This window comes from Sinorhizobium arboris LMG 14919 (assembly GCF_000427465.1).
In the GTDB taxonomy this organism is placed as follows: domain Bacteria; phylum Pseudomonadota; class Alphaproteobacteria; order Rhizobiales; family Rhizobiaceae; genus Sinorhizobium; species Sinorhizobium arboris.
In genome coordinates, this window is sequence record NZ_ATYB01000014.1 from 1,459,109 (window position 1) to 1,481,798 (window position 22,690).

Genomic DNA, 22,690 nt, shown 5'->3' on the forward strand with positions numbered 1-22,690 from the left:
ATGACCAGATCCGTCACCGCCCTCTTCCGAGATGATTTTTACCTTTCGACCTGCGAAGCACGCGTGACGGCGATCCTGGAAGACGGCGGCATCGAGTTCGACCAGACCTGCTTCTACGCCGCATCCGGCGGTCAGCCCGGCGACAGGGGCTTCATAGAACGCGAAGACGGCAGCCGCATTGACATCGTCGACACCCGGCATGGCGCGACCAAGGACATTATCGTGCATATTCCCGCGGAGGGCGCGCCCGCGCCGGCGGTCGGAGAGAAGCTCGTGCTGCACATCGACTGGCCGCGCCGCTACCGGCTGATGCGCATGCATACGGCCTGCCATCTGCTGTCGGTCGTCTGCCCCTTCCCGATTACCGGCGCAGCCGTGGGAGAGGAGGAAAGCCGCGTAGACTTCGACATGAGCGAAACGATCGAAAAGGATCAGGTCACGGCAGCGCTGATGAACCTCGTCGAAGAGAACCATCCCGTCTACGTACAGTGGATCACCGACGAGGAGCTGGCCTCCAATCCGGGCATCGTCAAGTCGAAGAACGTCCGCCCGCCGATGGGGCTTGGCCGCGTCAGTCTCGTCTGCATCGGCGAGAATTCATCGATTGACAGCCAGCCCTGCGGCGGGACGCATGTTTCCGAAACGCAGGAAGTGGGCGCGATCCACATCGCCAAGATCGAGAAGAAAGGTAAGGAAAACAGGCGTTTCCGCATACGCTTCGCGACGGCTGCGGATGGGGCTGCGGTTTAGCGCGGGCAGCGAACGACACGGTCAAGCCAGTGGAGTGACGACGATGAATGGTGAGAACGAAAAGAAGAGCAGCTTTGTCGTTTCTGCGGACTGGCTTGAACAGCGCCTCGATGATCCGTCGGTCAAAATCCTCGATGCCGCCTGGTATCTGCCGGCGCAGAAACGCGATCCGAGGGCCGAATACACCGCCGCGCACATCCCCGGGGCGGTCTTTTTCGATCAGGACACGATCGCCGACCGGGCGAGCGCGCTGCCGCACACCCTGCCCTCTCCTGAGGCATTTTCCGATGCCGTGGGCGCAATGGGAATCAGTGAGAACGACACGATCGTCGTTTACGACGGTCCGGGAATTTTTACCGCCCCGAGGGTCTGGTGGATGTTCCGGATCATGGGTGCCAGGAATGTCTTCGTTCTCGACGGCGGGATGGACGGTTGGATAGCGGAAGGCCGTCCGACGACGACCAAGATCCCGAAGCCCAGTCCGCAAACGTTCAACGCGACTTTCAATCCGAACGCGGTCATCTCGTTCGAACGCATGAGGGATGTGGTCGAGCGCCGGCTCTCTCAGATTGCCGATGCGCGCAGCGCCGGGCGATTTGCCGGAGAGGAACCGGAGCCGCGGGCAGGCATGCGGTCGGGCCATATGCCGGGTGCGACGAGTCTGCCCTCCGGTGTCTTTTCCGAGAATGGAAAGTTCAAGAATCTCGATGCATTGCGCCGGACTTTCGCGGACGCCGGCATCGATCTGACAGGGCCGGTCGTCACGACCTGCGGTTCCGGCATAACCGCCGCCATCATCACGCTTGCGCTTCAATCCTTGGGACATAAGGACAATACGCTTTATGATGGCTCCTGGTCGGAATGGGGTAGCCGGCCCGACACCCCGGTTGCAACCGGTAGAGAGTGAGAGCCATGCCAAGGTCGAAGCCTGCCGCGATCACGGCGCACGTGACCGAACTCGAAATGACGTCGCCGCCGAAGCAAAGCCTGCCGATGCCGATCAACATCCATACGGCAATCCTGCGCGTATCGGACATTTCGCTCGCCTACTACCGCTTTCTCTATCTGCGTGTCGGCAAACGCTGGCACTGGGCCGAGCGCCTGCGTATGAGCGACGACGATCTGGCAGCCATTCTCCACGACAAGCGAACGACGGTCATGGTGCTGTATGTGGACGGTGCGCCGGCCGGCTTCTTCGAATTCCAGCAAGGGGACGATGACGTCATCGACCTCACCCATTTCGGGCTCATGGAGCACGCGCTCGGCCTGGGACTCGGCAAGTGGTTCCTGCTGCAGGCATTGTTTGCTGCCTGGGCCATGAACCCGCGCAAGGTCACGGTCACGACGAACAATCTCGATCACCCTCGGGCGCTGCAGCTATACCAGCAGTTCGGATTTTCACCGGTCGCGACGCGCGAGACGGTGGTCGAGCCGCTGAGCGACGAGGAACTTCTCGCCTTCGCAAAGAAGCTCTGAATCCGCATCCGCTCTCGCTACGCGGCAACGACCCGGCAAGTATCGGGTGTCGCCTCGTACCGGCACAGAGCATCGTCTCCTGAGTTCAGCCAATCGGGAGAAGCACTATGAAACTCCATTACGTTGCAATGCCCGTCGAGGAGGCGGAGCGGCTTAGGCAAGGTGGCCGGGATGCCTATGGCGCTCTGCCCGAGCGGCACATTTCGGATGGCGACGGCATGCCATGCCGGCACTGTCTTCGAAATATCGATGAGGGACAGCCATATCTCGTTCTCGCCTACCGGCCGTTTTCGTCGGTTCAGGCCTATGCCGAAACGGGGCCGATTTTCATGCATGCTGAACATTGCGCGATCCACGACGGAGGCTCACTGCCGCCGATCCTCGCATCGAGCAAAAGCTATCTTCTACGCGGCTACGGGCGAGATGAGCGCATCGTCTACGGCACCGGCGGGGCCGTAGAGGCCGAGTATCTCGAGCAGCGCGCCGAGGAATTGCTGGCACGACCGGACGTCGCCTTCGTGCATGTACGTTCCGGGAAATACAATTGCTACCAGTGCCGCATCGAAGCAAGCTGAGTGGGAGCCCGGCGCATGGCAGCGCCGGGCGACAAACCTAAGATCGCGTCAGGCGACGTTGAGGGCGGCCTCAGGGGCGTGGGCATCGTAGCCGAGCGCTTCGGCGACCGCGACATTCGTCACTCGGCCCCGATGGACATTGAGGCCGGCGCGCAGATGCCGGTCTTCGGCAATCGCCTTGAGGCCGCGGTCGGCGAGCTGCAGTCCGTATTGGAGGGTCGCGTTGTTGAGGGCGTGGGCCGATGTAATCGGCACCGCGCCCGGCATGTTTGCGACGCAGTAATGCACGATACCGTCGACCTCATAGGTGGGCTCGGAGTGCGTGGTCGCATGCGACGTCTCGAAGCAGCCGCCCTGGTCGATTGCGACATCGACAATGACAGCGCCCTTCTTCATAGCGGAAAGCATTTCGCGTGTGACGAGCTTCGGCGCAGCGGCGCCGGGAATGAGCACCGCCCCGATCACCAGGTCGGCGGCAAAGACTTCCTCCTCCAGGGCGTCGATCGTCGAGTAGCGCGTATGGACACGGCCGTTGAAGATGTCGTCGAGTTGGCGCAGACGCGGGAGAGACCGGTCGAGGATCGAGACATCGGCCCCGAGGCCCGCGGCCATTTTGGCAGCATGCAGGCCGACAACGCCGCCACCGATGATTGCCACCTTGGCCGGAAGAACGCCCGGGACCCCGCCGAGCAGGATGCCGCGGCCGCCATTTGCCTTCTGGAGCGAGGTGGCGCCCGCCTGGATCGCAAGCCGTCCCGCGACCTCGGACATCGGCGCAAGGAGCGGGAGGCCGCCGCGCTCATCCGTTACGGTCTCATAGGCGACAGCAGTGACGCCGGACTTGAGAAGTCCCTGGGTCTGTTCCGGGTCTGGTGCGAGATGGAGATAGGTGTAGAGAATTTGGCCTTCGCGCAGCTGCGCCCATTCCGAGGGCTGCGGCTCCTTGACCTTGACGATCATGTCCGCCTTTTCGAAGACTTCCTTGGCGGTCGGTACGATCCTCGCACCGGCAGCCCGGTAAGCGTCGTCGTCCGCCCCGATCCCTGCCCCGGCCTTGGTTTCCACGATGACCTCGTGACCGTGGGCGACGTATTCCCGTACTGATCCGGGCGTCAGACCGACACGGTATTCATGGTTTTTGATTTCCTTCGGGCAACCGACACGCATCCTGGCGTTCCTCTCCTATCTGTGGGCTTTCCGCCGCGTTGATGAGGCGTCAAGCAAAACAGATGGCGTCCAGAATGTCCTTGCAAAGAAGTGCTCATCCATGCACTGCTTTCGGGAATTCTTGCGTCAAGTGGCGAATATTTGAAAGAAGGTACGAATGAGTGACTTGGATGCTATCGATCGTTCGATTCTGCGCATTCTGCAACAGGACGGCCGGATCTCGAACGCCGACCTTGCGTCGAAGGTCGGACTCTCCCCGTCCGCCTGTTCGCGGCGGGTCGACATTCTCGAGAAATCCGGGACGATTGCCGGCTATCATGCACGCATCGCTCACAAGGCGCTCGACTACAAGATCATGGTGATCGTCCACATCTCCCTCTCCGGGCAGTTCGCAAAGACCCTTGCCGAGTTCGAAGCGGCGGTGAAGCTCTGCCCGAACGTGCTCGTATGCTATCTGATGTCGGGGGAATATGACTACATCCTGCGCGTGGCGGCAAAGGACCTGGAGGACTACGAACGCATCCATCGGGATTGGCTTTCGGCTCTGCCGCATGTGGTAAAGATCAATTCGAGTTTTTCGCTCCGCGAAGTTATCGACCGCCCCAATGTCGGCATCTGAGGTCGCTGCTTCTGCAAGTGCTGCGACAATTGTGTCTACAAGAATCAACCGCTTTGCGCCGCCGGGGCATTCCGCCATAGTCACGCTTGTCTGAACACATCGACGCGCTTTCGACGGGAGATCACCGATGACCGCTTTGCATGCCATATCGCGCCGGACCCTGCTCGGCGGCCTTGCCGCCTCGTCGGCTCTTGTCGTGCTGCATCCTTTTTCGGCCCGCGCGACTGCCAATCAGGCGCATCTCAGGATCATGGAAACCACGGACCTCCATGTCCATGTCTTTCCTTACGACTATTATGCCGACAAGCCGAACGACACGCTCGGCCTGGCGCGCACCGCTTCGATCGTCGATGCGATCCGCGCCGAGGCGACGAACGCGATCCTCGTCGACAATGGCGATTTTCTTCAGGGCAATCCGATGGGCGATTACATCGCCTACAAGCGCGGCATGAAGGAAGGCGACATGCATCCGGTGATCGCCGCGATGAACGTGCTCGGCTACGACTGCGGCACGCTCGGCAATCACGAGTTCAATTACGGCCTGGACTTCATGTTCAATGTACTCGATGGCGCAAACTTTCCTATCGTCTGCGCCAATCTGACCAAAGGCGCCCTGGCCGCCGACCCGCGCCAGGACGAACTCTTTCTCAAGCCCTATGTAATCCTCGACCGAAAAGTGAAGGACGGCGCCGGTCAGGAACACCCGATCCGCGTCGGCCTCATTGGCTTCGTGCCGCCGCAGATCATGACCTGGGACGCCAAGAATCTGGAAGGCAAGGCCAATGCGCGCGACATCGTCAAGGCTGCGCATGCCTGGGTGCCGCAGATGCGCGAGGAAGGCGCCGAGATCGTGATCGCCCTCTCCCATTCCGGCATAGGGCAGCAGGCTTATGCAGAGAATCTGGAAAACGCGTCCGTGCCCCTGGCTGCGATCGACGGTATCGATGCCATCGTGACCGGCCACAGCCATCTCGATTTTCCTGGTCCCAAATTCGACGGCATGCCGGGTGTCGACAACGCCAAGGGGCTGATTTCCGGTAAACCGGGCGTCATGGGCGGCTTCTGGGGATCGCATCTCGGCCTCATCGATCTGCTGCTCGAACGTGACGGCGGCCAATGGCGCGTGATCGGTTCGACGAGCGAGGCGCGGCCGATCTTTCGCCGGGAAGAGAAGAAGGTGATCGCCGAGGTCGGCGACCAGCCGGACGTGCTGGCAGCTGCGAAGAAGGACCATGATGCGACGCTCGCCTACGTCCGTACCCCCGTCGGCAAGACCTCGGCGCCGCTTTACTCCTATTTCGCGCTGGTCGCAGACGATCCGTCCGTGCAGATCGTGAGCCAGGCCCAGACCTGGTATATCCGCGACATGCTCAAGGACACCGAGCACAGGGACCTGCCGGTCCTCTCCGCCGCGGCGCCTTTCAAGGCCGGCGGGCGCGGTGGCGCCGAGTACTATACGGATGTTCCAGCGGGCGCCATCGCCATCAAGAATGTCGCCGACCTCTATCTCTATCCGAATACGGTGCAGGCGGTCGTCATCACCGGCGACGAGGTGCGCAACTGGCTCGAAATGTCCGCCGGCATCTTCAATCAGATCGCGCCCGGTTCCGTCGACGCAAGCCTGATCAATGGTGCTTTCCCCTCCTACAATTTCGACGTGATCGACGGCGTCACCTACCAGATCGATCTCTCGCAGCCGGCAAAATACGACAAGGACGGCAACCTAGCGAACCCGGACGCCCACCGCATCCGCGACTTGAAGTTCGAGGGCAAACCAATCGATCCCGCGCAGAAATTCGTCGTTGCGACGAATAATTACCGTGCCGGGGGTGGCGGCAACTTTCCGGGCATCACTGCCGACAAGGTCGTCTTCGCCGCGCCCGACACCAATCGCGACGTCATCGTGCGCTACATCGTCGAACAGGGAACGATCAACCCATCGGCGGACGCGAACTGGACCTTCGCGCCGCAAAAGGACACGAGCGTTCTCTTCGATAGCGGCCCGAAGGCGCGGCAGTTCCTGGAAGAAGTCAAGGCGGTGAAAATCGAAGATGCAGGCGACGGGAGCGATGGTTTCGCCCGGTTCAGAATCAAGCTGTGACATTGTCGTCGCGGCTGCCGGGAGAGGAGCGGGTCGGTTTCCGGTCCGCATTCCGCCTGCATCAACCTTTTCAACAGCGACAACGCTCTGGGTCGATCCGGCTGAAGTCACCGTGATCTCATGCAAAACATGAGAACAGGCTCACAAGAGGCTGATGGATTTAGCGATTATCATCGCTTGGCATCAGACCGACCGGGACTGAGCGTCGTCGGAAAAGAGGGCCGCGCGCTGCTCATCGATGATCTGGCGTCCCTTGCGAAACGCCGAGTCGATCGCGTCCTGCTCGGAGGTGAAGAGATCTGCTCGGATGAAGCTGCGCACCTTCGTTTCGCCGTCCGGCATCGGCTTTTCGATGCTGCCGGCAAGTCGGTACTGCGATCCCTCGCGTTGAGGCGTCGCCCGGATCACGCAATCCGCATAGTTCTCGGTCTTGCCCGCCGCAGGCTGCGCCTGCGCTTCAGAGCTGGACCGGCCGAATAATTTCGAGAAAAACGATGCCATGCCTTACAGTTAGCCGTGCTCGCCGGCGCTGTCAAAGCCAAAATTGACCAGATTGGCGCGGGCGGTCACCGCCGATTCAAATGACGAAGTTGGCGAGTATCTCGTTCTCGGTGATGTCCTGGTAACGCAGCCCTGCCGCATCGAAACGCTGTTTGAGAACGGGAAAATTCTCCGCGTGCTTCGTCTCGATGCCGATGAGCACCGAACCGAAATTTCGCGCCGATTTTTTCAGATACTCGAACCGCGCGATATCGTCCTCCTCTCCGAGCAGGCTGAGGAAATCGCGAAGCGCCCCCGGACGCTGAGCCATGCGCAGAATGAAATACTTCTTGAGTCCCGCATGGCGCATGGCCCGCTCCTTCACGTCCGGCAGGCGCTCAAAGTCGAAATTGCCTCCGGAAACGACAGCCACGACGATCTTGCCATCGAGCTTTTCGCGGCCAAGCGCCTCCAGCGCAGTGATCGCGAGCGCACCGGCGGGTTCGAGAACCACGCCTTCGACATTCAACATTTCGGTGATCGTCAGGCAGATCGCATTCTCCGGCAGCAGCATCACCTGTTCCGGCGAAAATCTCCGCAGCGCTGCAAAATTCAGGTCGCCGATCCGTGCAACCGCCGCGCCATCGACGAAATTGTCCACTTGCTCGAGCGTGACGACGCTGCCGAGTTCCAGGCTGCGCCTGAAGCTCGGGGCCCCCTCCGGTTCGCAGAACAGAAAGCGGTCTGCCGAAAGGCTGTCAGCCAAATAGCCTGTCACGCCGGCGGCCAACCCGCCGCCGCCGACGGGCAGGACGACGAGATCGGCCATGAGACCGGCGGGCAATTGTTCGGTTATTTCAGCTGCAACCGTGGCCTGACCCTCGATGATATCGTCATGATCGAAGGGCGGCACCATGACGCCGCCGATCGCTTGCACATGATCGCGCGCCGACTGGTAGCATTGATCGAAAATATCGCCGACGAGCCGGATCGTTATGAATTCGCCGCCGAACATGCGCGTCTTGTCGATCTTCTGCTGGGGCGTCGTCACGGGCATGAAGACGACGCCGGGAACGCCGAAGTGACGGCAGACAAAGGCAAAGCCTTGCGCATGATTGCCCGCGGAAGCGCAAACGAAGGTCTTTCCAGCCGCTCCGGAACCGAGCGACTTGCGGAAGAAATTGAAGGCGCCGCGGATCTTATAGGACCGCACCGGGGAAAGGTCCTCGCGCTTCAGAAAGACGCTGGCTCCATAGCGCGCGCTCAGATGTTCGTTGAGTTGCAGGGGCGTTGGCGGAAAGATCTCGCGCATGGCCGCCGCCGCTTTTTCAACATCCTGCTTCATCACGTGACTTCACCCGTTGAGTTTGCCGATAGCAGTCGCTATTGCACATTGCCGCGCCGGAAACCATCGATTTGACACGAATCGATGACCCGCAGCACTATCGCGTCCACTCCGGGCGATCGCCGGGCCCATCGACAACCGCTTGCAGGAAATCAAGAGCTTGAACGCGAATCTGATCCGGCATGCTGTCCATCTCGCGGCGATCCTGGGGTTCTATCTCTCCGGCGCGATGCTGCTTCCGGCTCTGGTCGATCTCTACTACGGACACCCGGACTGGCAGGTTTTTGCCGTGACGGCCTTCATGACGGGCGCTATCTCGTCGACCACGTTCATGGCCACGCGTGCCGGTCCCCCGCCGTTCTCGAAAAAGTTCGGCTTCCTGGTGGTGAACGTGCTGTGGTTCGTCTTCTCGATCGTCGGCGCCATTCCACTCTGGCTTTCGTCGGTCGACCTCGATTTTGCCCAGGCTCTGTTCGAGTCCGTATCGGCGGTAACGACCACCGGTTCAACCGTTATCGTCGGGCTCGATGACGCGCCTCCGGGCCTCCTGCTTTGGCGCTCGCTCCTCAGCTGGCTTGGCGGCATCGGCATCGTCGTTCTCGGCCTCTTCATCATCCCTTACCTGCGTGTCGGCGGCATGTCCTTCTTCAAGATGGAATCCTCCGACACCAGCGACAAACCGTTCGCTCGCCTCGCAAGCTTCGGCCGCGCCTTTCTCGTCATCTATGTGTCGCTGACCCTGCTTTGCGCGATCAGCTACGCCATGCTCGGGATGAGCCGGTTCGATGCCATCAATCATGCGATGACGACCGTCGCCACGGGCGGCTTTTCGACTCACGACGCGTCATTCGGCCATTTTGCCAGCATTCCCCTCTACTGGGTCAGCACCTTCTTCATGGCGCTCTGCAGCCTGCCCTTTTCGATCCTGATCGTGCTCGTCGTTCGCGGACGCCTGGACGCGCTTCGCGATCCTCAGATCATCGTATTCCTGGCGTACCTCACAGCCTTCTCGGTTGCGGTCGCGACCTACAACAGACTTGCCAACGGCGTTGATTTTCACCTGGCACTGACCCACGCCTTCTTCAATGTCACGTCGCTTCTGTCGACTACCGGCTACGCGAGCCAGGACTACAGCATGTGGGGTCCCTTCGTGTTCATGGTTGCGTTCATATGCACCTTTATCGGAGGCTGCTCCGGCTCCACGTCCGGCGGCATGAAGGCCTATCGGTTTGTCGTGCTCTTCAACGCCGTTAGGTCGGCCCTGAACAAACTCGTCTACCCGAACGCGGTCTATGCGGTGCGTTACGGCAAGAGTACGGTCGATGCGGACGTTCAACGTGCCATCCTGCTGTTTTTCATTACCTATATCCTGCTCTGGGTCTTCGGCAGTCTGTTTATGGGGGCCCTCGGCTATGATTTTGTCACAGCCGTGTCGGCGGTGATCACGTGCCTCTCCAATGTCGGCCCCGGCCTCGGCAGCATCATCGGTCCTGCGGGCAACTTCTCGACCCTCCAGGACCCCGAGCTCTACCTGCTGTCGATGATGATGCTGCTCGGACGTCTGGAGGTATTGACCGTTCTCGTCGTGCTCACTCCGGTCTTCTGGAAGCAGTAACGGTCGCCCGCTACAGCCGTGCCTTGACTTGGTGTGCCAAATGCCGAAAGCTCAGAGCGATCGGGCATTCTGGGAAGCGCGATGGCGAAACACCTGCTCCTGTTGGCGGCACTCACGAACGCCACCGTCATCCTCGCCCAAACGCATGCAGAGGCGGGGCCGCTCGCCGACGCTGCGGCGAGGGCCGAACAGCAGGCGAGTTCCGGCGATGCCGCCGGTGCGCAGGAAACGTTGCGCAAGGCCGTGAGCGACTTTTCGCAAACCCTGCCCTTCTCCATCGGCAAGGCCGTCTTCGTCACGGCAGCACCGGCGGGCTTCGCGATGTACGAGCCGAAGCCCGCCCCGGTATTCGAGACGGGCGAAACGCTCATATCCTATGTCGAGCCCGTGGGACTTACCTGGAAGGAGGCAAGCGACAAGGGCAAGCTGGAGACTCGCTTCACGGTCGACTTCGACATTCTCAACCCGAAGGGAGAAGTCCTCGCCAGCCAGAAGGCGTTCGGCGACTTCACCTTCAAGGGCTATCTGCGCAACCAGGAAATCTATGCAACGCTGAGGATCGACGTAGCCGGGGCCCCATCCGGAAACTATGTGCTGCGCTACCGCTTCAACGACATCAACAGCGGCAGGAGTGCAAGCGTCGACCAGCCCTTCGAAATCGCCGGCCCCTGAGAGATTGCCGACCTCAGCCAGCAGCACGCCAGGATCGCAAGGCGGAGCACTCGGGCCGGAAGGAGAAATCAGGCGGCTCTGGTACGGACGACGGGAATCGAACCCGTACGGTTTCCCGAGGGATTTTAAGTCCCTAAATCCGAGGTTTGCCAAAAGCCAGCGGGTTGAAAAGACTAGCTATTTAGCATCACCTATTTTTCCACAGGGGCACCGAGTGACACGCATTGTCACACGGGTTTGTCACACGGAAAGCCGTTGTATTTCCGAGAGATTTCGCTAAAGAGGAACCCGGAGCGGACGTGGCGAAATAGGTAGACGCAAGGCACTTAAAATGCCTCGGGCAACGCCCGTGCGGGTTCGATCCCCGCCGTCCGCACCAATGATTATGCCTTGGAGAGCTTCCCGGCGAAAACGGCCGTTATCAAGGCCCAGAAGGCGCTACCACTGTAAAGCAGCAATCCTTGAGCAAAGTAAGAGAAGTCACCGTCTCCGGTGCCGTAGACCCAAATAAAAGCAGCCGCGATTGGAGCCGCCAGAAACCCTATGCCTAACCGCAATTGCTTCTCTAGTTCGGTAACCTTCCCCAATATCCATGCGAGAAGAGAGGCGATAAGGAAAACCGCAACAGCGCCGCCAGCCAGTTGAGACAATACCGCGATCATTTCATTCCCCGCTTCTTAGAATTACCACCATTGAGAGAACTCTCTCGGCCTACGCGAGGTATCTAGCCGTGCAGTTGCGGGGCTGGCAAGACAAAAAAGGCCCCGGCGAAGCTGCCGAGGCTCGAGTTCTGGGAAGGTGCCGAGGGGGTCAGTCGTTGGCGACCACCGGGAGCTTCGGGACAGCCGGTTCGAGCGCCGCTGCGACGTCGTCGAGGGCCGAGGGCGACAGCTTCATGTACCGCTGGGTCACCGAGAGGTTCGAGTGGTCCATCCATTCCATGATCCGCTTGGCGTCGATCCCGCCATCGCCAAACGTGACGCGCAGGTCTGCCGGAAGATGTGGAACGGCTGTGAGAACTTCGCGTACTTGCCGCCGAGCTTCTCGTAGACCACGTTCAGGTGGCGACGGCATGTGTCGAGGTTCAGGTCACCGAAGGGCCGCGCAGGGTCCTTGCTGTCGATCCGACACTGCGCCAGGACGGCGCGAACACGAGCGGTCGGTGGGATGTACGACGTGCGCCCCAATACCTGCCAACCAGCGGCTCGTCCCGGCGTGGAGGTCCATGTCGAGGCTGGAGCAGACATCACTGGCCACGAACCACGGCCCGTCGTCGAGCCGTACCGTGCGAATATCCGTGTCCTTGAACTTGAAGAGAGAGGGCGTGTTCATGGTCATTTCCTTGGTTGTCACAGGAGGATTGTCACAGGAGGTCCCTTGTCACCAAAATCCCTGCCTCAGTGGAGAGAAATCAGAAACGGCCCGAACCCCTTAGGGATCAGGCTTAAATTTCAGTGCTTTGGGGAATGATTGCCTTGGTGGAAGGGACGCTTTGGGGATTTTAAGTCCCTTGCGTCTACCAGTGTCGCCGCGTCCGCCCGCAGCCTAAATCAAATACTTAGTCGATTCATTCAAGGGAATGTTTTGCGAACGGCGTTTCCAGGCAGTCCAGCGGGATCGCAGGCGCAGTGCCAGGGTTTTACGCCATGCGAAAGCGCCGTGCGTCTGAAATGACGCACGGCGCAAGAGACGACACCAATTTTATCGGGAGGCGTCAAGCGGACTGGCTTACCGACCTCGGCCGGTCTTGGAGCTTTCTTGTGACTGTCCCGCGCCGCGGCCGCCTCGGGCCACGCCCTTGCCATGGGAGCTGCCGGGGTTCGTTGGATCTGCGCCGTTACCCCAGCCGTTGTTGCCTTTAACCTTTCCGCCGCCGCCACCGGACTTGGCGATTGCGTTTGACGTCAGGCTTGTGGAAAGCAACATCGTTACTGCAGGCGGTGTCACAATGGCGAACCGACCGCAACTTTTCAGAAACTCTCGCCGATCTTCGTCGCTCTTTGATGGCGGTTCGTGTGGTACTTCGGGCATGAACGTCTCCCCTTAACGTTGCATTGATTACACCCGTAGAGATTGCCACCGCAGCCCGGCGTTGAACATATAGGGTACGGTATAGAACCAGAGAGAGCTGTATGGGGGTCCGGCTCAATCCTGAGTTCCTGCTTTGGAGCGCATATACGGTCGTACCGGCACGCTCCCAGGACGGCGCTTCGCGCAACTTGCCGCTATCCATCGCTGCACGATCCTCGATCTCTGCGATCGGCAGGAGACCGACGAAAACCACGACCTTCTCTTAGCGTCACCAACCATCCCGAGCGAAATTAGGCCGGACGAGCCCAGTATTGGTCATTCTGCCGAGCGTAACTTTCACCTATTGCTTTATTAGGGCGTTCTGAACTTTGCGGGGGCATTCTGATGACGCTGATCACCCTGGTAATGACCGTATGTCTGATTTCTTCACCCGAAGCATGCCGTGAGGAGAGCCTGCAATTGCAGGAATCCGGCTCTCTGACGCAATGCCTGTTCCGCTCCATGACGTACATCGCCCAATGGTCGGCGGAACACCCGGCTCTGAGGGTCAAAAGATGGCGGTGCCAGCCCGCCGAGGTGGGCAGAATGATCTGAGCTGTTGGAGCCGACTGGCCTGTCATAGGCTAACCGCCTGATAACCAGCGCCTGCTGAGATAATCCAGCGCCTTCATGCGGCCGGGATCGGCCTGGCGGATGGCACCCTGTACCTCCAGCCGCGTCCCGAGCCCCGATTTTGAGGTGCGTGAGGCCCTGTGCTCCGGGGCGGAACAGGGATTCCGGTGCAGGTCTCTCTTCTTCAGGTCGTCGGCCATGCCTTCCCTTCCATGCTCACCTTGAAGGATAGGCGCCAAAGCCGCCGCGGCAAGGGCGGGAACCTCAGCAGGGTTGGGTGCGGACCTGCCGGGAAGGCGATCATGGCCGCAAAGAGAAGATGAGAATGTCGATTCGACAACCGTCAGCGTTAGCTTTGTCGCCTCCGCTCCGCAGCCTGAAGTCGAGCCCATAGGCAGTTCGGTCAGGATGTCTTGCGGCCGTGCGGTGTCACCAACTCACTCCGGGTCTTCCTCGGGTGCCGAAAGCGCCGCACCGGGCAGATAGAGCGAAATCGGCCGAATCTCGTATACTGCGGTCGGGTTGACGCGGCGCAATTCGCGCGCCGTCTCGACAGCGACTTCAAGGCTCGGGCAATCGACCACGTAGAGGCCGAGCAACTGCTCCTTGGTTTCGGCAAAGGGGCCGTCGATGATCATCCCCTCTCCATCTCCCCGCAATGTCACGGCGTCCCTGGTCGCGCCAAGTCGCGCGGCTGGCCCCAGGCGCTTCGCCCGGACGAGGCGATTGTTGACCTGCAGCAGTTCGCCCATCAGCTTGTCATCCTCCTCCCTGGTCCAGGATTCGACGACATTTTCCTCATGATAGGCCAATATGGCGTAGAACATGGATATCCCCCAAACCCGCATACAGCGCCGGGGCCGGCACCAGGACATGAATGAAACAGTCGCACGGTTGCGAGCGCTCAGCGGGATGAACCCTTCCGAGATCGTAACTCACGACCGCGGCGATTAAATCGCTTCTGCTGCACGCGATCAAGCCCAGCGGCTGTCGGGCATGGCCGCCGGGGTGGGTCCGGCAAGGCGCCTTCGGTACGCCTGGATTCGCCTGCTCAAAGCTGTCCGTCGGTCACCTTGGGAGGGACGCGGCCGGTGTGATGGGTCGGATTGTCCGATCCTGCTCCTTGGGCCGGCTCCTCTCTCTTTGCGGACTGTCCGCTCCTGGCTGGCGGTGCATCAGGGTCTTCGGTGCCGGACTCCGCCGCCTGATCCGGGAGCGGCCGTGGCTCCATGTCCATTTCTTTCGGCTCCGGTTTCCAGGTGGGGGACGGCATCGGCTGGTCGGTCAGGTCGTCGTATTTGGGATTGCTCATGAGCTCGCTCCTTTCCGGTTTCGCCAGTTCAACCCCGCACATTTCTGAAGGTTCCTCTTGGGCCCGGCGCGCCATTTCGACAGCCGGCAAACGCACTGCGCGGAAAAATTCTCGCAACCCCTGATTCGCCAGGGGTTCAATCGCTGTGCGTCGGTGGCAAGGTAGTGCAGGGCTTAACACTGCATCCTTACATTTGCGACGGAGGGTGGCGTGCGTTCACTGCAGGCGTTCGGCGGCCTCGCCTTGCTTCCCGAAGACCTCGACGTGCTGCAGCGCGTGTTCGACACGTTGTGCCGCGAATATCGATGGCCGCGCGACAGCGCGCAGGCGCAGCGGTTGGGGAGGATGCTGATCCGAGGGTTTCAGACCGGCACGAGAGACGAGGAACTTCTTCTGCGAGCAGGGCAAGCCTTCGTCAGTCAGGCGCACCCGCAGAAGAGAATGGCCTGACCAAGAAGCTCATCCGACGGCGCGGAGCCGGCCCTGGATACCGGCTCAATGATAGTAGAAACAGTCGCAGTCGGCTTTAAGCGCGTCTTCGCCCCTCCACACCCTGACCGCCAGCTTCGACGACTCGCCGCTCTCTTCAAGCCGCAATCCCAACAGCGAAATCGCCGCTGCCTTGGGATTGGGCGCGTCGACTTCGATAACCGATCCGACCTGGTGAACGCCCTGCCGCGCAGTCCAGGTGAAGATCTGAACATTGTAGTGCATGAAAATTCTCCGTCGCTCAGTGGCCTCGGGGGACCGCATGACCGAGGACTGCTGCGTGAAGGCAATTTGCCCTCAACACAACATCTTCAGCCATCCTCTACGGTTGCTTCCGGTCGATCCCCGCCGTCGGCATGTTCGAAATGCCAGTTTCCCTTCTCATCCTGGAAGCTGATTTCCTCGTCGTCGCCGCCGACCTGCTGTTCGGCAGCTGCTGCCTTTGCGGCCGCTAGCGCCATCTCGCGACTGGGAAAGGGCTCTGAATATGCGTCGGCTGCCTTGTAAGCCCAACCTCCATCGTGTGGAACGATGAAATAAGTGATACGCACCATCCTTCACTCCCAAAGATATTCAAGGACAGTCCCTGCCCCCGACGGGCCGCGCGGCGCGGCCCCTTGTGCTCCTCCTTGCCGCTGCATGCTTGAATCGAAGTCGGCCAAAAAAGACATGCAGCCATTCAAAGTGCTGCAGCGACCCTACGTGCCTGAAAGGACACACGGCGCTGTCGGGCATTTTTGATGCCGGATACTGGGATGTTAACACAAAATTGCCCCATTGGGACAGATTTGCGAAAGGACTACCGACGGGTTTCCGTCATCAAGTGCGTGATCTTCCAATGAGTGAGAACAGGTTGCGGGCAGACCGCGCATGCTTCCTCCACCCGGTCCAAGAACAACGCGCGGCTCGCTCCGGAGCCGCGCGCGAAGGTTGAATGCAGCTGTCAGCCTGCAAGCTTTGAGGCAATCCGCGCGACATGTGCTCCCTGGAAACGGGCTGCTTCGAGCTCGACCGCAGATGGTTGGCGCGAACCGTCGCCGCCCGTGATCGTCGAGGCGCCATAGGGCGATCCGCCCTTGACCTCCTCAACGCCCATCTGGCCCTGGAAGGCATAAGGAAGACCGACGACGACCATGCCGTGATGCATCATCGTGGGGATGAGACCGAGAATGGTCGATTCCTGGCCGCCGTGCTGGGTCGCCGACGAGGTGAAGGCGGAGCCCACCTTGCCGACAAGCTTCCCTTTTGCCCAAAGGCCGCCGGTCTGGTCGATAAAGTTGCGCAATTGCGAAGCGACGGTCCCGTAGCGGGTGCCCGCGCCAAAGATGATCGCGTCGTAATCCGCCAGTTCCTCGACCGTTGCGACCGGCGCCGGCTGGTCGAGCTTGAAATGCGAAGCTTTCGCCACTTCCTCCGGCACGAGTTCAGGGACGCGCTTAACGACCACTTCGGCTCCGGCCGATTTCGCACCTTCCGCGACTGCATAGGCCATCGTCTCGATATGCCCATAGGCCGAATAGTAAAGAACCAGTACTCTAGCCAAAACGATACTCCTTCCTGTCCGGCAATTCCGCTTGATCGCCGCGGCGGGCAGGATTTATCAAAACGCACAGCGCTGCCAGCGCGGGGACGGTCGACAGACTGTTCAGCTTTCTTTAACAATGACGTGATCGCGTTCCGCGATCCGAGTACGACCGGAGCACCAATGACCAGCCCAACGATCGTCACCGCCGCCATGCTCGCCATCGGCGACGAGCTTCTCTCCGGGCGGACAAAGGACAAGAACATCGGTCATCTTGCCGACATGCTGACGATGGTCGGCATCGACCTGCGCGAGGTGCGCATCGTTGCCGACGACGCGGACGCAATCGTGGAGGCGGTCAATGCCCTGCGCAGCCGCTACCACCATGTGTTCACTTCCGGCGGGATCGGTCCGACCCATGATGATATTACGGCCGATGCGATTTCTAAGGCCTTCGGCGTCGAGTGCATCCATGAGCCGAAGGCAATGGAACTGCTTGCCGCGATGTACGAGCGCCGCGGCATCGAGTTCACCGAGGCGCGCAAGCGGATGGCCCGCATGCCTGATGGCGCGACCCACATTCCCAATCCGGTGTCGACCGCGCCCGGCTTCGCCATCGAAAACGTCTACGTCATGGCCGGTGTGCCCCAGGTGTTCCAGGCGATGCTCGACGCCTTGCTGCCGAGCCTCGAGACGGGCACGCCCGTTCAGTCACGTACGGTTCGCTCCCCCTATGGCGAGGGCGACATCGGGGCGCCGCTGACCCAGGTGCAAAAGAACCATCCCGAGACGAGCATCGGCTCCTATCCGAAATTCGACGGCAAGAGTTTCTCGACCGACATCATTATCCGGGCCCGCGATGCCGCAGTGCTTGCGGCCGCAGAAACGGAAGTGATTGCGATGATCGAAGCGATCGGCCGCTCGCGAGGGAAAAGCGGGCCATGAATTCCGCGGCGGCGAAATCCTTGCGAATCGCGCTATTCGCGGCCGGACTGGCTCTTGCACTTTCGGCTTCATTGCCGCTATTGCATCAGGCATGAATACGTGTCGGCGGGTTGACCGCCGGTTTGCAGCAACCTTATCGCCGACAGCGCAAGAAGCCGGAGTCCGCCATGTCTCTTCCCGAGAAAGCCTTTCCTGTATCCTGGGATCAGTTCCACCGCGACGCCCGCGCCCTGGCCTGGCGGCTGGCGGACAACGGACAGGATTGGCGCGCGATGGTCTGCATCACGCGCGGCGGCCTCGTTCCGGCCGCGATCGTCAGCCGTGAGCTCAACATCCGGATGATCGAAACGGTCTGCATCGCCTCCTATCACGACTACGATACGCAGGGTCAGATGAAGGTGCTTAAGAGCATCTCGCCGGAGATCGCGAAGGATGGAGGCGAAGGCGTTCTCATCGTCGACGACCTGACCGACACCGGCAAGACGGCCGCCGAGGTTCGCGCGATGTTGCCGAAGGCGCACTTCGCTGCGGTCTACGCGAAGCCGAAAGGTCGCCCGCTTGTCGATACTTTCGTTACCGAAGTCAGCCAGGATACCTGGATCTACTTCCCCTGGGACCTGGGTTTCGCCTACCAGGAGCCGATCGCCAAGGGTACGCGCGGCTAACGAGGGTACGCGCGGTTGAAACGAATAGCAGCGTTCTTCGTTCGCCGACTGGATGCACGGCGCTCTCACCTTCTGGACCACGCGTTTCCGGACGGAGCCGTGACGCACTTTTCCGGCAGCCCTAGGTATTGTTTCCAAGCGGCGCGATGTTTTCGACAAGGCTCTCTGCCGTCGCCGTCCGACCGGCGCCGACGCCCGCTTCGCTATGGCGCCAGACTGCGGCGGCTGCCGCCTCGAAAGCGGGCATGCCCTGCGCCAGATGAGCGCCGATGATTCCCGCAAGCACGTCCCCGGAACCTGCCGTCGCAAGCCAGGGCGGCGCATTGACGTTGACGGCGGCCCGGCCGGACGGCGCCGCGATAACCGTATCCGGACCCTTGTAGACGATTACGGCATGGCTGAGCTTTGCTGCGGCCTGAGCCTTCTCGATCTTGGACAGCGTGACATCCGCTGCGATATCGGGAAAGAGGCGGGCGAACTCCCCTTCGTGCGGTGTCATCACCACTTCGCCGCCCTCTGCCGCGATCGTGTCGAAGAGCCGCTCCCTGCCGTCCCGAAACGAACTTATCCCGTCGGCATCGAGCACCAGGGCCCGGCCGCAGAGCATGAGCACGAAGTCCCGTGCCTTCGCACCGACGCCGAAACCAGGACCGAGAACGAAGGCATTCAGCCGTCTGTCCTTGAGCCAGGCGGCAAGCCCGGCCGCATCGCTGACTTCCTTGAGCATGACGGCAGTGAGGTGAGACGCATTGACGGCGAGCGCCTCCGCCGGAGAGGCAAGCGTCACCAGCCCCGCACCGGCGCGCAGGCCCGCGGCCGCCGACAGCCGCGCGGCCCCGGTCGACACCGGTCCACCGCAAAGCACGGCGAGATGGCCGCGTTTGTATTTGTGGGTCGCGGGATCGAGCGCGCCGACGTATTGCTCCCAGAGCGCGGGTGTATTGACGTGCAAGTGTCCGGCTCTGGCGGCAACGATCCTCGCCGGGATGCCTATATCGAAGATTTCGAGCGTACCGCAGCGGGCGCGACCCGGCATCAGCAGATGGCCGGGCTTGGCTGCCATGAACGTCACCGTATGGGCGGCAACGAAGCTCGAGCCGCGGATTTCGCCAGTCCGTCCGTCTATGCCGGATGGCAGGTCCACGGCGACGACCGGTACTTTGCTTGCATTCACCCGATCAATGACAGCCCTCGCCTGCTCCGGCACATCGCGGGCAAGCCCTGCCCCAAAAAGCGCATCGATGACGATGTCACCCGGTTGCGGCATGTAGGCGTCGAGGGAACCGGCCGCCTGCGCAAAGGCATCGCGCGCCAGCGCCGCGTCGCCCTTCAGCATGGCTGCGTCGCCGAGCGCAAACACCGCGACGCTTGCGCCGCTTGCGGCGAGCGCGGCTGCGGCGACGTAACCGTCGCCGCCATTATTGCCCGGACCGCAAAGCACGGCAAAGCGCAAGGCCCCCGGATAAAGCCGCAAGCCGGCGGCCGCTACGGCCGTCCCCGCCGAGCGCATGAGCGAGAAGCTGTCGATCCCCGAATGCGCGGCATCCTTGTCGACCTCTGTCATTTCCGCCGGGGTCACGAGGATAGTCGAAAGTGCTTGAGGCATGGAGCCAATCTAAGCGCGACAGAAAGCGCATGACAAGGGCAGCGCTGAGGGAAAAGGAACGTCTAAATAATGTGCATTTGCACACAATACGTGCTCAAATAACATGCTTCGAGTGCGAAACAGCGGCGCTTCTGCGTCGTGCGCTGGTATCGAACGCCGAAACTTCATAAAAAATAGGCAGACTGCCATTGCGAAAGCCACGGCCCCATCGGCACCTATCGCGTTAATGCTGGATATTTCGCAATCTGTGCGTCATGCCTCTACAAAAGTGGCACGCTACGTGCATAGTGGGAGACCAAGCGGGCAGAACCTGCTTTAAAGGGAGAAGCGGAGAGACATTTTCTCATGAAAAAGATCGAAGCGATCATTAAGCCCTTCAAGCTCGACGAAGTGAAGGAAGCCCTTCAGGAGGTCGGCCTGCAGGGGATTACCGTCACGGAAGCCAAGGGCTTCGGGCGGCAGAAGGGACATACGGAGCTCTACCGGGGCGCGGAATACGTCGTCGATTTCCTGCCGAAGGTGAAGGTCGAGGTCGTGCTGGCGGATGAAAACGCGGAGGCCGTGATCGAAGCCATCCGCAATGCCGCGCAAACCGGCCGCATCGGCGACGGCAAGATTTTCGTATCCAACGTGGAAGAAGTCATCCGCATCCGTACCGGCGAAACCGGCCTCGACGCCATCTGATCGCGCCGCCTGGCAATTTCACCTCATCCGGGGGCCGTCCGGCCCCATTTTCCATCCTCGTCATCACACAGGGAATTGCAACAAATGACGACTGCGAATGAAGTTCTGAAGCAGATCAAGGAAAACGACGTCAAGTTCGTCGACCTGCGCTTTACCGACCCTAAAGGCAAGCTGCAGCATGTGACGATGGATGTCGTCTGCGTCGACGAGGACATGTTCGCCGATGGCGTCATGTTCGACGGTTCCTCGATTGCCGGCTGGAAGGCAATCAACGAATCCGACATGGTGCTGATGCCCGATCCGGAAACGGCGCACATGGACCCGTTCTTCGCCCAGTCCACCATGGTCATCTTCTGCGACATTCTCGATCCGGTTTCGGGCGAAGCCTATAACCGAGATCCGCGCGGTACGGCCAAGAAGGCAGAAGCCTACCTCAAGGCCTCCGGCATCGGCGACACGGTGTTCGTAGGTCCGGAGGCAGAATTCTTCGTCTTCGACGACGTCAAGTACAAGGCCGATCCGTACAACACCGGCTTCAAGCTCGATTGCTCCGAACTGCCGTCCAACGACGACACGGACTACGAGACCGGCAACCTCGGCCACCGCCCCCGCGTCAAGGGCGGCTATTTCCCGGTTCCGCCGGTCGACAGCAGTCAGGACATGCGCTCCGAGATGCTCACCGTCCTGTCCGAAATGGGCGTCACGGTCGAAAAGCATCACCACGAAGTGGCCGCGGCGCAGCATGAGCTCGGCGTGAAGTTCGACGCGCTGGTCCGCAACGCGGACAAGATGCAGATCTACAAATATGTCGTGCACCAGGTCGCAAATGCCTATGGTAAGACCGCCACCTTCATGCCGAAGCCGGTCTTCGGCGATAACGGATCTGGCATGCACGTGCATCTGTCGATCTGGAAGGACGGCAAGCCGACTTTTGCCGGCGACGAGTATGCCGGTCTTTCCGAAACGTGCCTCTACTTCATCGGCGGCATCATCAAGCATGCCAAGGCCCTGAACGCCTTCACCAATCCGTCGACGAACTCCTACAAGCGTCTCGTTCCGGGTTATGAAGCACCGGTTCTGCTCGCCTATTCCGCCCGCAACCGCTCGGCCTCCTGCCGCATTCCGTTCGGTACCAATCCGAAGGCAAAGCGCGTCGAAGTCCGCTTCCCGGATCCGACGGCAAACCCCTACCTCGCCTTTGCCGCGATGCTGATGGCCGGCCTCGACGGTATCAAGAACAAGCTTCACCCGGGCAAGGCCATGGACAAGGACCTCTATGACCTGCCGCCGAAGGAACTGAAGAAGATCCCGACGGTCTGCGGCAGCCTGCGGGAAGCGCTCGAAAGCCTCGACAAGGACCGCAAGTTCCTGACCGCCGGCGGCGTTTTCGACGACGACCAGATCGACTCCTTCATCGAACTGAAGATGCAGGAAGTCATGCGGTTCGAAATGACGCCGCATCCGGTCGAGTTCGACATGTATTATTCCGTGTGATGACGGTGCGGACAGTCCCCTCAGGTCCTGTCCATGTAAGATGAAACGAGGAAGGCGGGTTTCATCGAAGCCCGCCTTTATTCAATTCGATGCCGATGGAAGGTGCGCCGCCGGATGGGCGCACCTCTTGATGTTCCATATGCGACAACCCAGATAACTGTCTGAAAGGATGTGTTGCGTCATGAAACAAAGAAACGCCAAATTTGAGATCGGACAGGTGGTTCGCCATCGGATGTTCCCGTTCCGCGGCGTCATCTTCGACGTCGACCCGGAATATGCGAACACCGAAGAGTGGTGGAATGCGATTCCGCAGGAGATCAGGCCCGAAAAGGACCAGCCCTTCTATCACCTGTTCGCGGAAAACGACGAAAGCGAATACGTCGCCTATGTTTCGGAACAGAACCTCGTTTCCGACGACAGCGACAGGCCGGTCCGCCACCCCCAGGTAGATGCCTTGTTCGAAAGGGCCGACGCCGGGCACTACAAGCCCAAGGCCATTTATCAACACTGATACAAATCGCGCCTCACGG

28 protein-coding genes and 1 tRNA gene are annotated in these 22,690 nt (G+C 60.7%); 16 read left to right on the plus strand and 13 right to left on the minus strand.

Annotation, left to right across the window (positions count from 1 at the left end; translation table 11 throughout):
- The 4 genes from SINAR_RS0118235 (at nt 1) to SINAR_RS0118250 (ending at nt 2,801) form a co-directional block, all read left to right on the plus strand.
- Nucleotides 1–750: an alanyl-tRNA editing protein gene (locus SINAR_RS0118235; RefSeq protein WP_028000409.1), complete on the plus strand. Its 750-nt coding sequence runs from the start codon at nt 1–3 to the stop codon at nt 748–750.
- Nucleotides 751–793: 43 nt separating this feature from the next.
- On the plus strand, nt 794–1,657 hold the full coding sequence (gene sseA / locus SINAR_RS0118240; protein WP_028000410.1) for a 3-mercaptopyruvate sulfurtransferase: 864 nt from the start codon (nt 794–796) through the stop codon (nt 1,655–1,657).
- 5 nt (nt 1,658–1,662) lie between these two features.
- Nucleotides 1,663–2,226: a GNAT family N-acetyltransferase gene (locus tag SINAR_RS0118245; RefSeq protein WP_028000411.1), complete on the plus strand. Its 564-nt coding sequence runs from the start codon at nt 1,663–1,665 to the stop codon at nt 2,224–2,226.
- Nucleotides 2,227–2,333: 107 nt separating this feature from the next.
- Nucleotides 2,334–2,801 (plus strand): DUF1203 domain-containing protein, encoded by a 468-nt coding sequence (locus tag SINAR_RS0118250; protein ID WP_028000412.1) that lies wholly within the window; start codon nt 2,334–2,336, stop codon nt 2,799–2,801.
- A 48-nt stretch (nt 2,802–2,849) separates the two neighbouring features.
- Here SINAR_RS0118250 and ald read toward each other — a convergent pair whose 3' ends face one another.
- Nucleotides 2,850–3,968 carry an alanine dehydrogenase gene (gene ald / locus SINAR_RS0118255; protein ID WP_028000413.1) on the minus strand — a complete coding sequence of 373 codons (1,119 nt, stop codon included), beginning with the start codon at nt 3,966–3,968 and terminating at the stop codon, nt 2,850–2,852.
- A 157-nt stretch (nt 3,969–4,125) separates the two neighbouring features.
- Here ald and SINAR_RS0118260 point away from each other — a divergent pair, with 157 nt between their 5' ends.
- Both SINAR_RS0118260 and SINAR_RS0118265 read left to right on the plus strand, forming a co-directional pair.
- Nucleotides 4,126–4,587: an Lrp/AsnC family transcriptional regulator gene (locus tag SINAR_RS0118260; protein ID WP_028000414.1), complete on the plus strand. Its 462-nt coding sequence runs from the start codon at nt 4,126–4,128 to the stop codon at nt 4,585–4,587.
- Nucleotides 4,588–4,714: 127 nt separating this feature from the next.
- On the plus strand, nt 4,715–6,688 hold the full coding sequence (locus tag SINAR_RS0118265; protein WP_028000415.1) for a bifunctional 2',3'-cyclic-nucleotide 2'-phosphodiesterase/3'-nucleotidase: 1,974 nt from the start codon (nt 4,715–4,717) through the stop codon (nt 6,686–6,688).
- 183 nt (nt 6,689–6,871) lie between these two features.
- On the opposite strand, the gene SINAR_RS0118270 is transcribed toward SINAR_RS0118265, so the two are convergent.
- Nucleotides 6,872–7,189, minus strand: a complete 318-nt coding sequence (locus tag SINAR_RS0118270; protein ID WP_028000416.1) for an HlyU family transcriptional regulator — start codon at nt 7,187–7,189, stop codon at nt 6,872–6,874.
- 76 nt (nt 7,190–7,265) lie between these two features.
- Nucleotides 7,266–8,513 (minus strand): threonine ammonia-lyase, encoded by a 1,248-nt coding sequence (gene ilvA / locus SINAR_RS0118275; RefSeq protein WP_028000417.1) that lies wholly within the window; start codon nt 8,511–8,513, stop codon nt 7,266–7,268.
- 160 nt (nt 8,514–8,673) lie between these two features.
- Between ilvA and SINAR_RS0118280 the strand changes: the two genes are divergently transcribed.
- From SINAR_RS0118280 to SINAR_RS0118290, 3 genes are all read left to right on the plus strand, one after another.
- Nucleotides 8,674–10,128, plus strand: coding sequence for a TrkH family potassium uptake protein (locus tag SINAR_RS0118280; RefSeq protein WP_028000418.1), 1,455 nt, complete (start codon nt 8,674–8,676; stop codon nt 10,126–10,128).
- 81 nt (nt 10,129–10,209) lie between these two features.
- Nucleotides 10,210–10,800 (plus strand): hypothetical protein, encoded by a 591-nt coding sequence (locus tag SINAR_RS0118285; protein WP_028000419.1) that lies wholly within the window; start codon nt 10,210–10,212, stop codon nt 10,798–10,800.
- Between the two features lie 293 nt (nt 10,801–11,093).
- A tRNA-Leu gene (locus SINAR_RS0118290) sits at nt 11,094–11,179 on the plus strand.
- A gap of 4 nt (nt 11,180–11,183) precedes the next feature.
- On the opposite strand, the gene SINAR_RS0118295 is transcribed toward SINAR_RS0118290, so the two are convergent.
- The 3 genes from SINAR_RS0118295 to SINAR_RS1000000137830 form a co-directional block, all read right to left on the minus strand.
- Nucleotides 11,184–11,462 carry a hypothetical protein gene (locus tag SINAR_RS0118295; protein ID WP_028000420.1) on the minus strand — a complete coding sequence of 93 codons (279 nt, stop codon included), beginning with the start codon at nt 11,460–11,462 and terminating at the stop codon, nt 11,184–11,186.
- A 148-nt stretch (nt 11,463–11,610) separates the two neighbouring features.
- Nucleotides 11,611–11,733 carry a hypothetical protein gene (locus tag SINAR_RS1000000138190; RefSeq protein ID WP_272913690.1) on the minus strand — a complete coding sequence of 41 codons (123 nt, stop codon included), beginning with the start codon at nt 11,731–11,733 and terminating at the stop codon, nt 11,611–11,613.
- Between the two features lie 795 nt (nt 11,734–12,528).
- Nucleotides 12,529–12,831: a hypothetical protein gene (locus SINAR_RS1000000137830; RefSeq protein WP_084617502.1), complete on the minus strand. Its 303-nt coding sequence runs from the start codon at nt 12,829–12,831 to the stop codon at nt 12,529–12,531.
- 384 nt (nt 12,832–13,215) lie between these two features.
- Here SINAR_RS1000000137830 and SINAR_RS0118310 point away from each other — a divergent pair, with 384 nt between their 5' ends.
- Complete coding sequence (locus SINAR_RS0118310; protein WP_028000422.1) at nt 13,216–13,425, plus strand: hypothetical protein; 210 nt, start codon at nt 13,216–13,218, stop codon at nt 13,423–13,425.
- 29 nt (nt 13,426–13,454) lie between these two features.
- Here SINAR_RS0118310 and SINAR_RS01000000133615 read toward each other — a convergent pair whose 3' ends face one another.
- From SINAR_RS01000000133615 to SINAR_RS0118325, 3 genes are all read right to left on the minus strand, one after another.
- Nucleotides 13,455–13,643 (minus strand): hypothetical protein, encoded by a 189-nt coding sequence (locus tag SINAR_RS01000000133615; RefSeq protein ID WP_033057499.1) that lies wholly within the window; start codon nt 13,641–13,643, stop codon nt 13,455–13,457.
- Nucleotides 13,644–13,880: 237 nt separating this feature from the next.
- Nucleotides 13,881–14,270 (minus strand): YciI family protein, encoded by a 390-nt coding sequence (locus tag SINAR_RS0118320; protein WP_028000423.1) that lies wholly within the window; start codon nt 14,268–14,270, stop codon nt 13,881–13,883.
- 224 nt (nt 14,271–14,494) lie between these two features.
- Nucleotides 14,495–14,755 (minus strand): hypothetical protein, encoded by a 261-nt coding sequence (locus SINAR_RS0118325; RefSeq protein WP_028000424.1) that lies wholly within the window; start codon nt 14,753–14,755, stop codon nt 14,495–14,497.
- A 210-nt stretch (nt 14,756–14,965) separates the two neighbouring features.
- On the opposite strand from SINAR_RS0118325, the gene SINAR_RS0118330 reads away from it, so the two are divergent.
- Nucleotides 14,966–15,205 carry a hypothetical protein gene (locus SINAR_RS0118330; protein ID WP_028000425.1) on the plus strand — a complete coding sequence of 80 codons (240 nt, stop codon included), beginning with the start codon at nt 14,966–14,968 and terminating at the stop codon, nt 15,203–15,205.
- Between the two features lie 45 nt (nt 15,206–15,250).
- On the opposite strand, the gene SINAR_RS0118335 is transcribed toward SINAR_RS0118330, so the two are convergent.
- The 3 genes from SINAR_RS0118335 to wrbA form a co-directional block, all read right to left on the minus strand.
- Nucleotides 15,251–15,469, minus strand: coding sequence for a hypothetical protein (locus SINAR_RS0118335; protein ID WP_028000426.1), 219 nt, complete (start codon nt 15,467–15,469; stop codon nt 15,251–15,253).
- Nucleotides 15,470–15,555: 86 nt separating this feature from the next.
- The gene (locus SINAR_RS0118340; RefSeq protein WP_028000427.1) at nt 15,556–15,798 is read right to left on the minus strand and encodes a DUF2188 domain-containing protein; all 243 of its coding nucleotides are present in this window, start codon (nt 15,796–15,798) and stop codon (nt 15,556–15,558) included.
- Between the two features lie 389 nt (nt 15,799–16,187).
- On the minus strand, nt 16,188–16,787 hold the full coding sequence (wrbA, locus tag SINAR_RS0118345; protein WP_028000428.1) for an NAD(P)H:quinone oxidoreductase type IV: 600 nt from the start codon (nt 16,785–16,787) through the stop codon (nt 16,188–16,190).
- A 162-nt stretch (nt 16,788–16,949) separates the two neighbouring features.
- Here wrbA and SINAR_RS0118350 point away from each other — a divergent pair, with 162 nt between their 5' ends.
- Nucleotides 16,950–17,711 (plus strand): competence/damage-inducible protein A, encoded by a 762-nt coding sequence (locus SINAR_RS0118350; RefSeq protein WP_028000429.1) that lies wholly within the window; start codon nt 16,950–16,952, stop codon nt 17,709–17,711.
- Between the two features lie 167 nt (nt 17,712–17,878).
- Nucleotides 17,879–18,376 (plus strand): xanthine phosphoribosyltransferase, encoded by a 498-nt coding sequence (gene gpt, locus SINAR_RS0118360; protein ID WP_028000430.1) that lies wholly within the window; start codon nt 17,879–17,881, stop codon nt 18,374–18,376.
- A 121-nt stretch (nt 18,377–18,497) separates the two neighbouring features.
- On the opposite strand, the gene SINAR_RS0118365 is transcribed toward gpt, so the two are convergent.
- A complete protein-coding gene (locus SINAR_RS0118365) occupies nt 18,498–19,982 on the minus strand; it encodes a bifunctional ADP-dependent NAD(P)H-hydrate dehydratase/NAD(P)H-hydrate epimerase (protein WP_028000431.1) in 1,485 nt (494 codons plus the stop codon).
- Nucleotides 19,983–20,327: 345 nt separating this feature from the next.
- Between SINAR_RS0118365 and SINAR_RS0118370 the strand changes: the two genes are divergently transcribed.
- From SINAR_RS0118370 to hspQ, 3 genes are all read left to right on the plus strand, one after another.
- Nucleotides 20,328–20,666 carry a P-II family nitrogen regulator gene (locus SINAR_RS0118370; protein ID WP_003528058.1) on the plus strand — a complete coding sequence of 113 codons (339 nt, stop codon included), beginning with the start codon at nt 20,328–20,330 and terminating at the stop codon, nt 20,664–20,666.
- Nucleotides 20,667–20,750: 84 nt separating this feature from the next.
- Nucleotides 20,751–22,160, plus strand: a complete 1,410-nt coding sequence (glnA, locus tag SINAR_RS0118375; RefSeq protein WP_028000432.1) for a type I glutamate--ammonia ligase — start codon at nt 20,751–20,753, stop codon at nt 22,158–22,160.
- Between the two features lie 181 nt (nt 22,161–22,341).
- Entirely contained in the window at nt 22,342–22,671 is a 330-nt protein-coding gene (gene hspQ, locus SINAR_RS0118380) for a heat shock protein HspQ (RefSeq protein ID WP_028000433.1), read from the plus strand.
- The last annotated feature ends 19 nt before the right edge of the window (nt 22,672–22,690 follow it).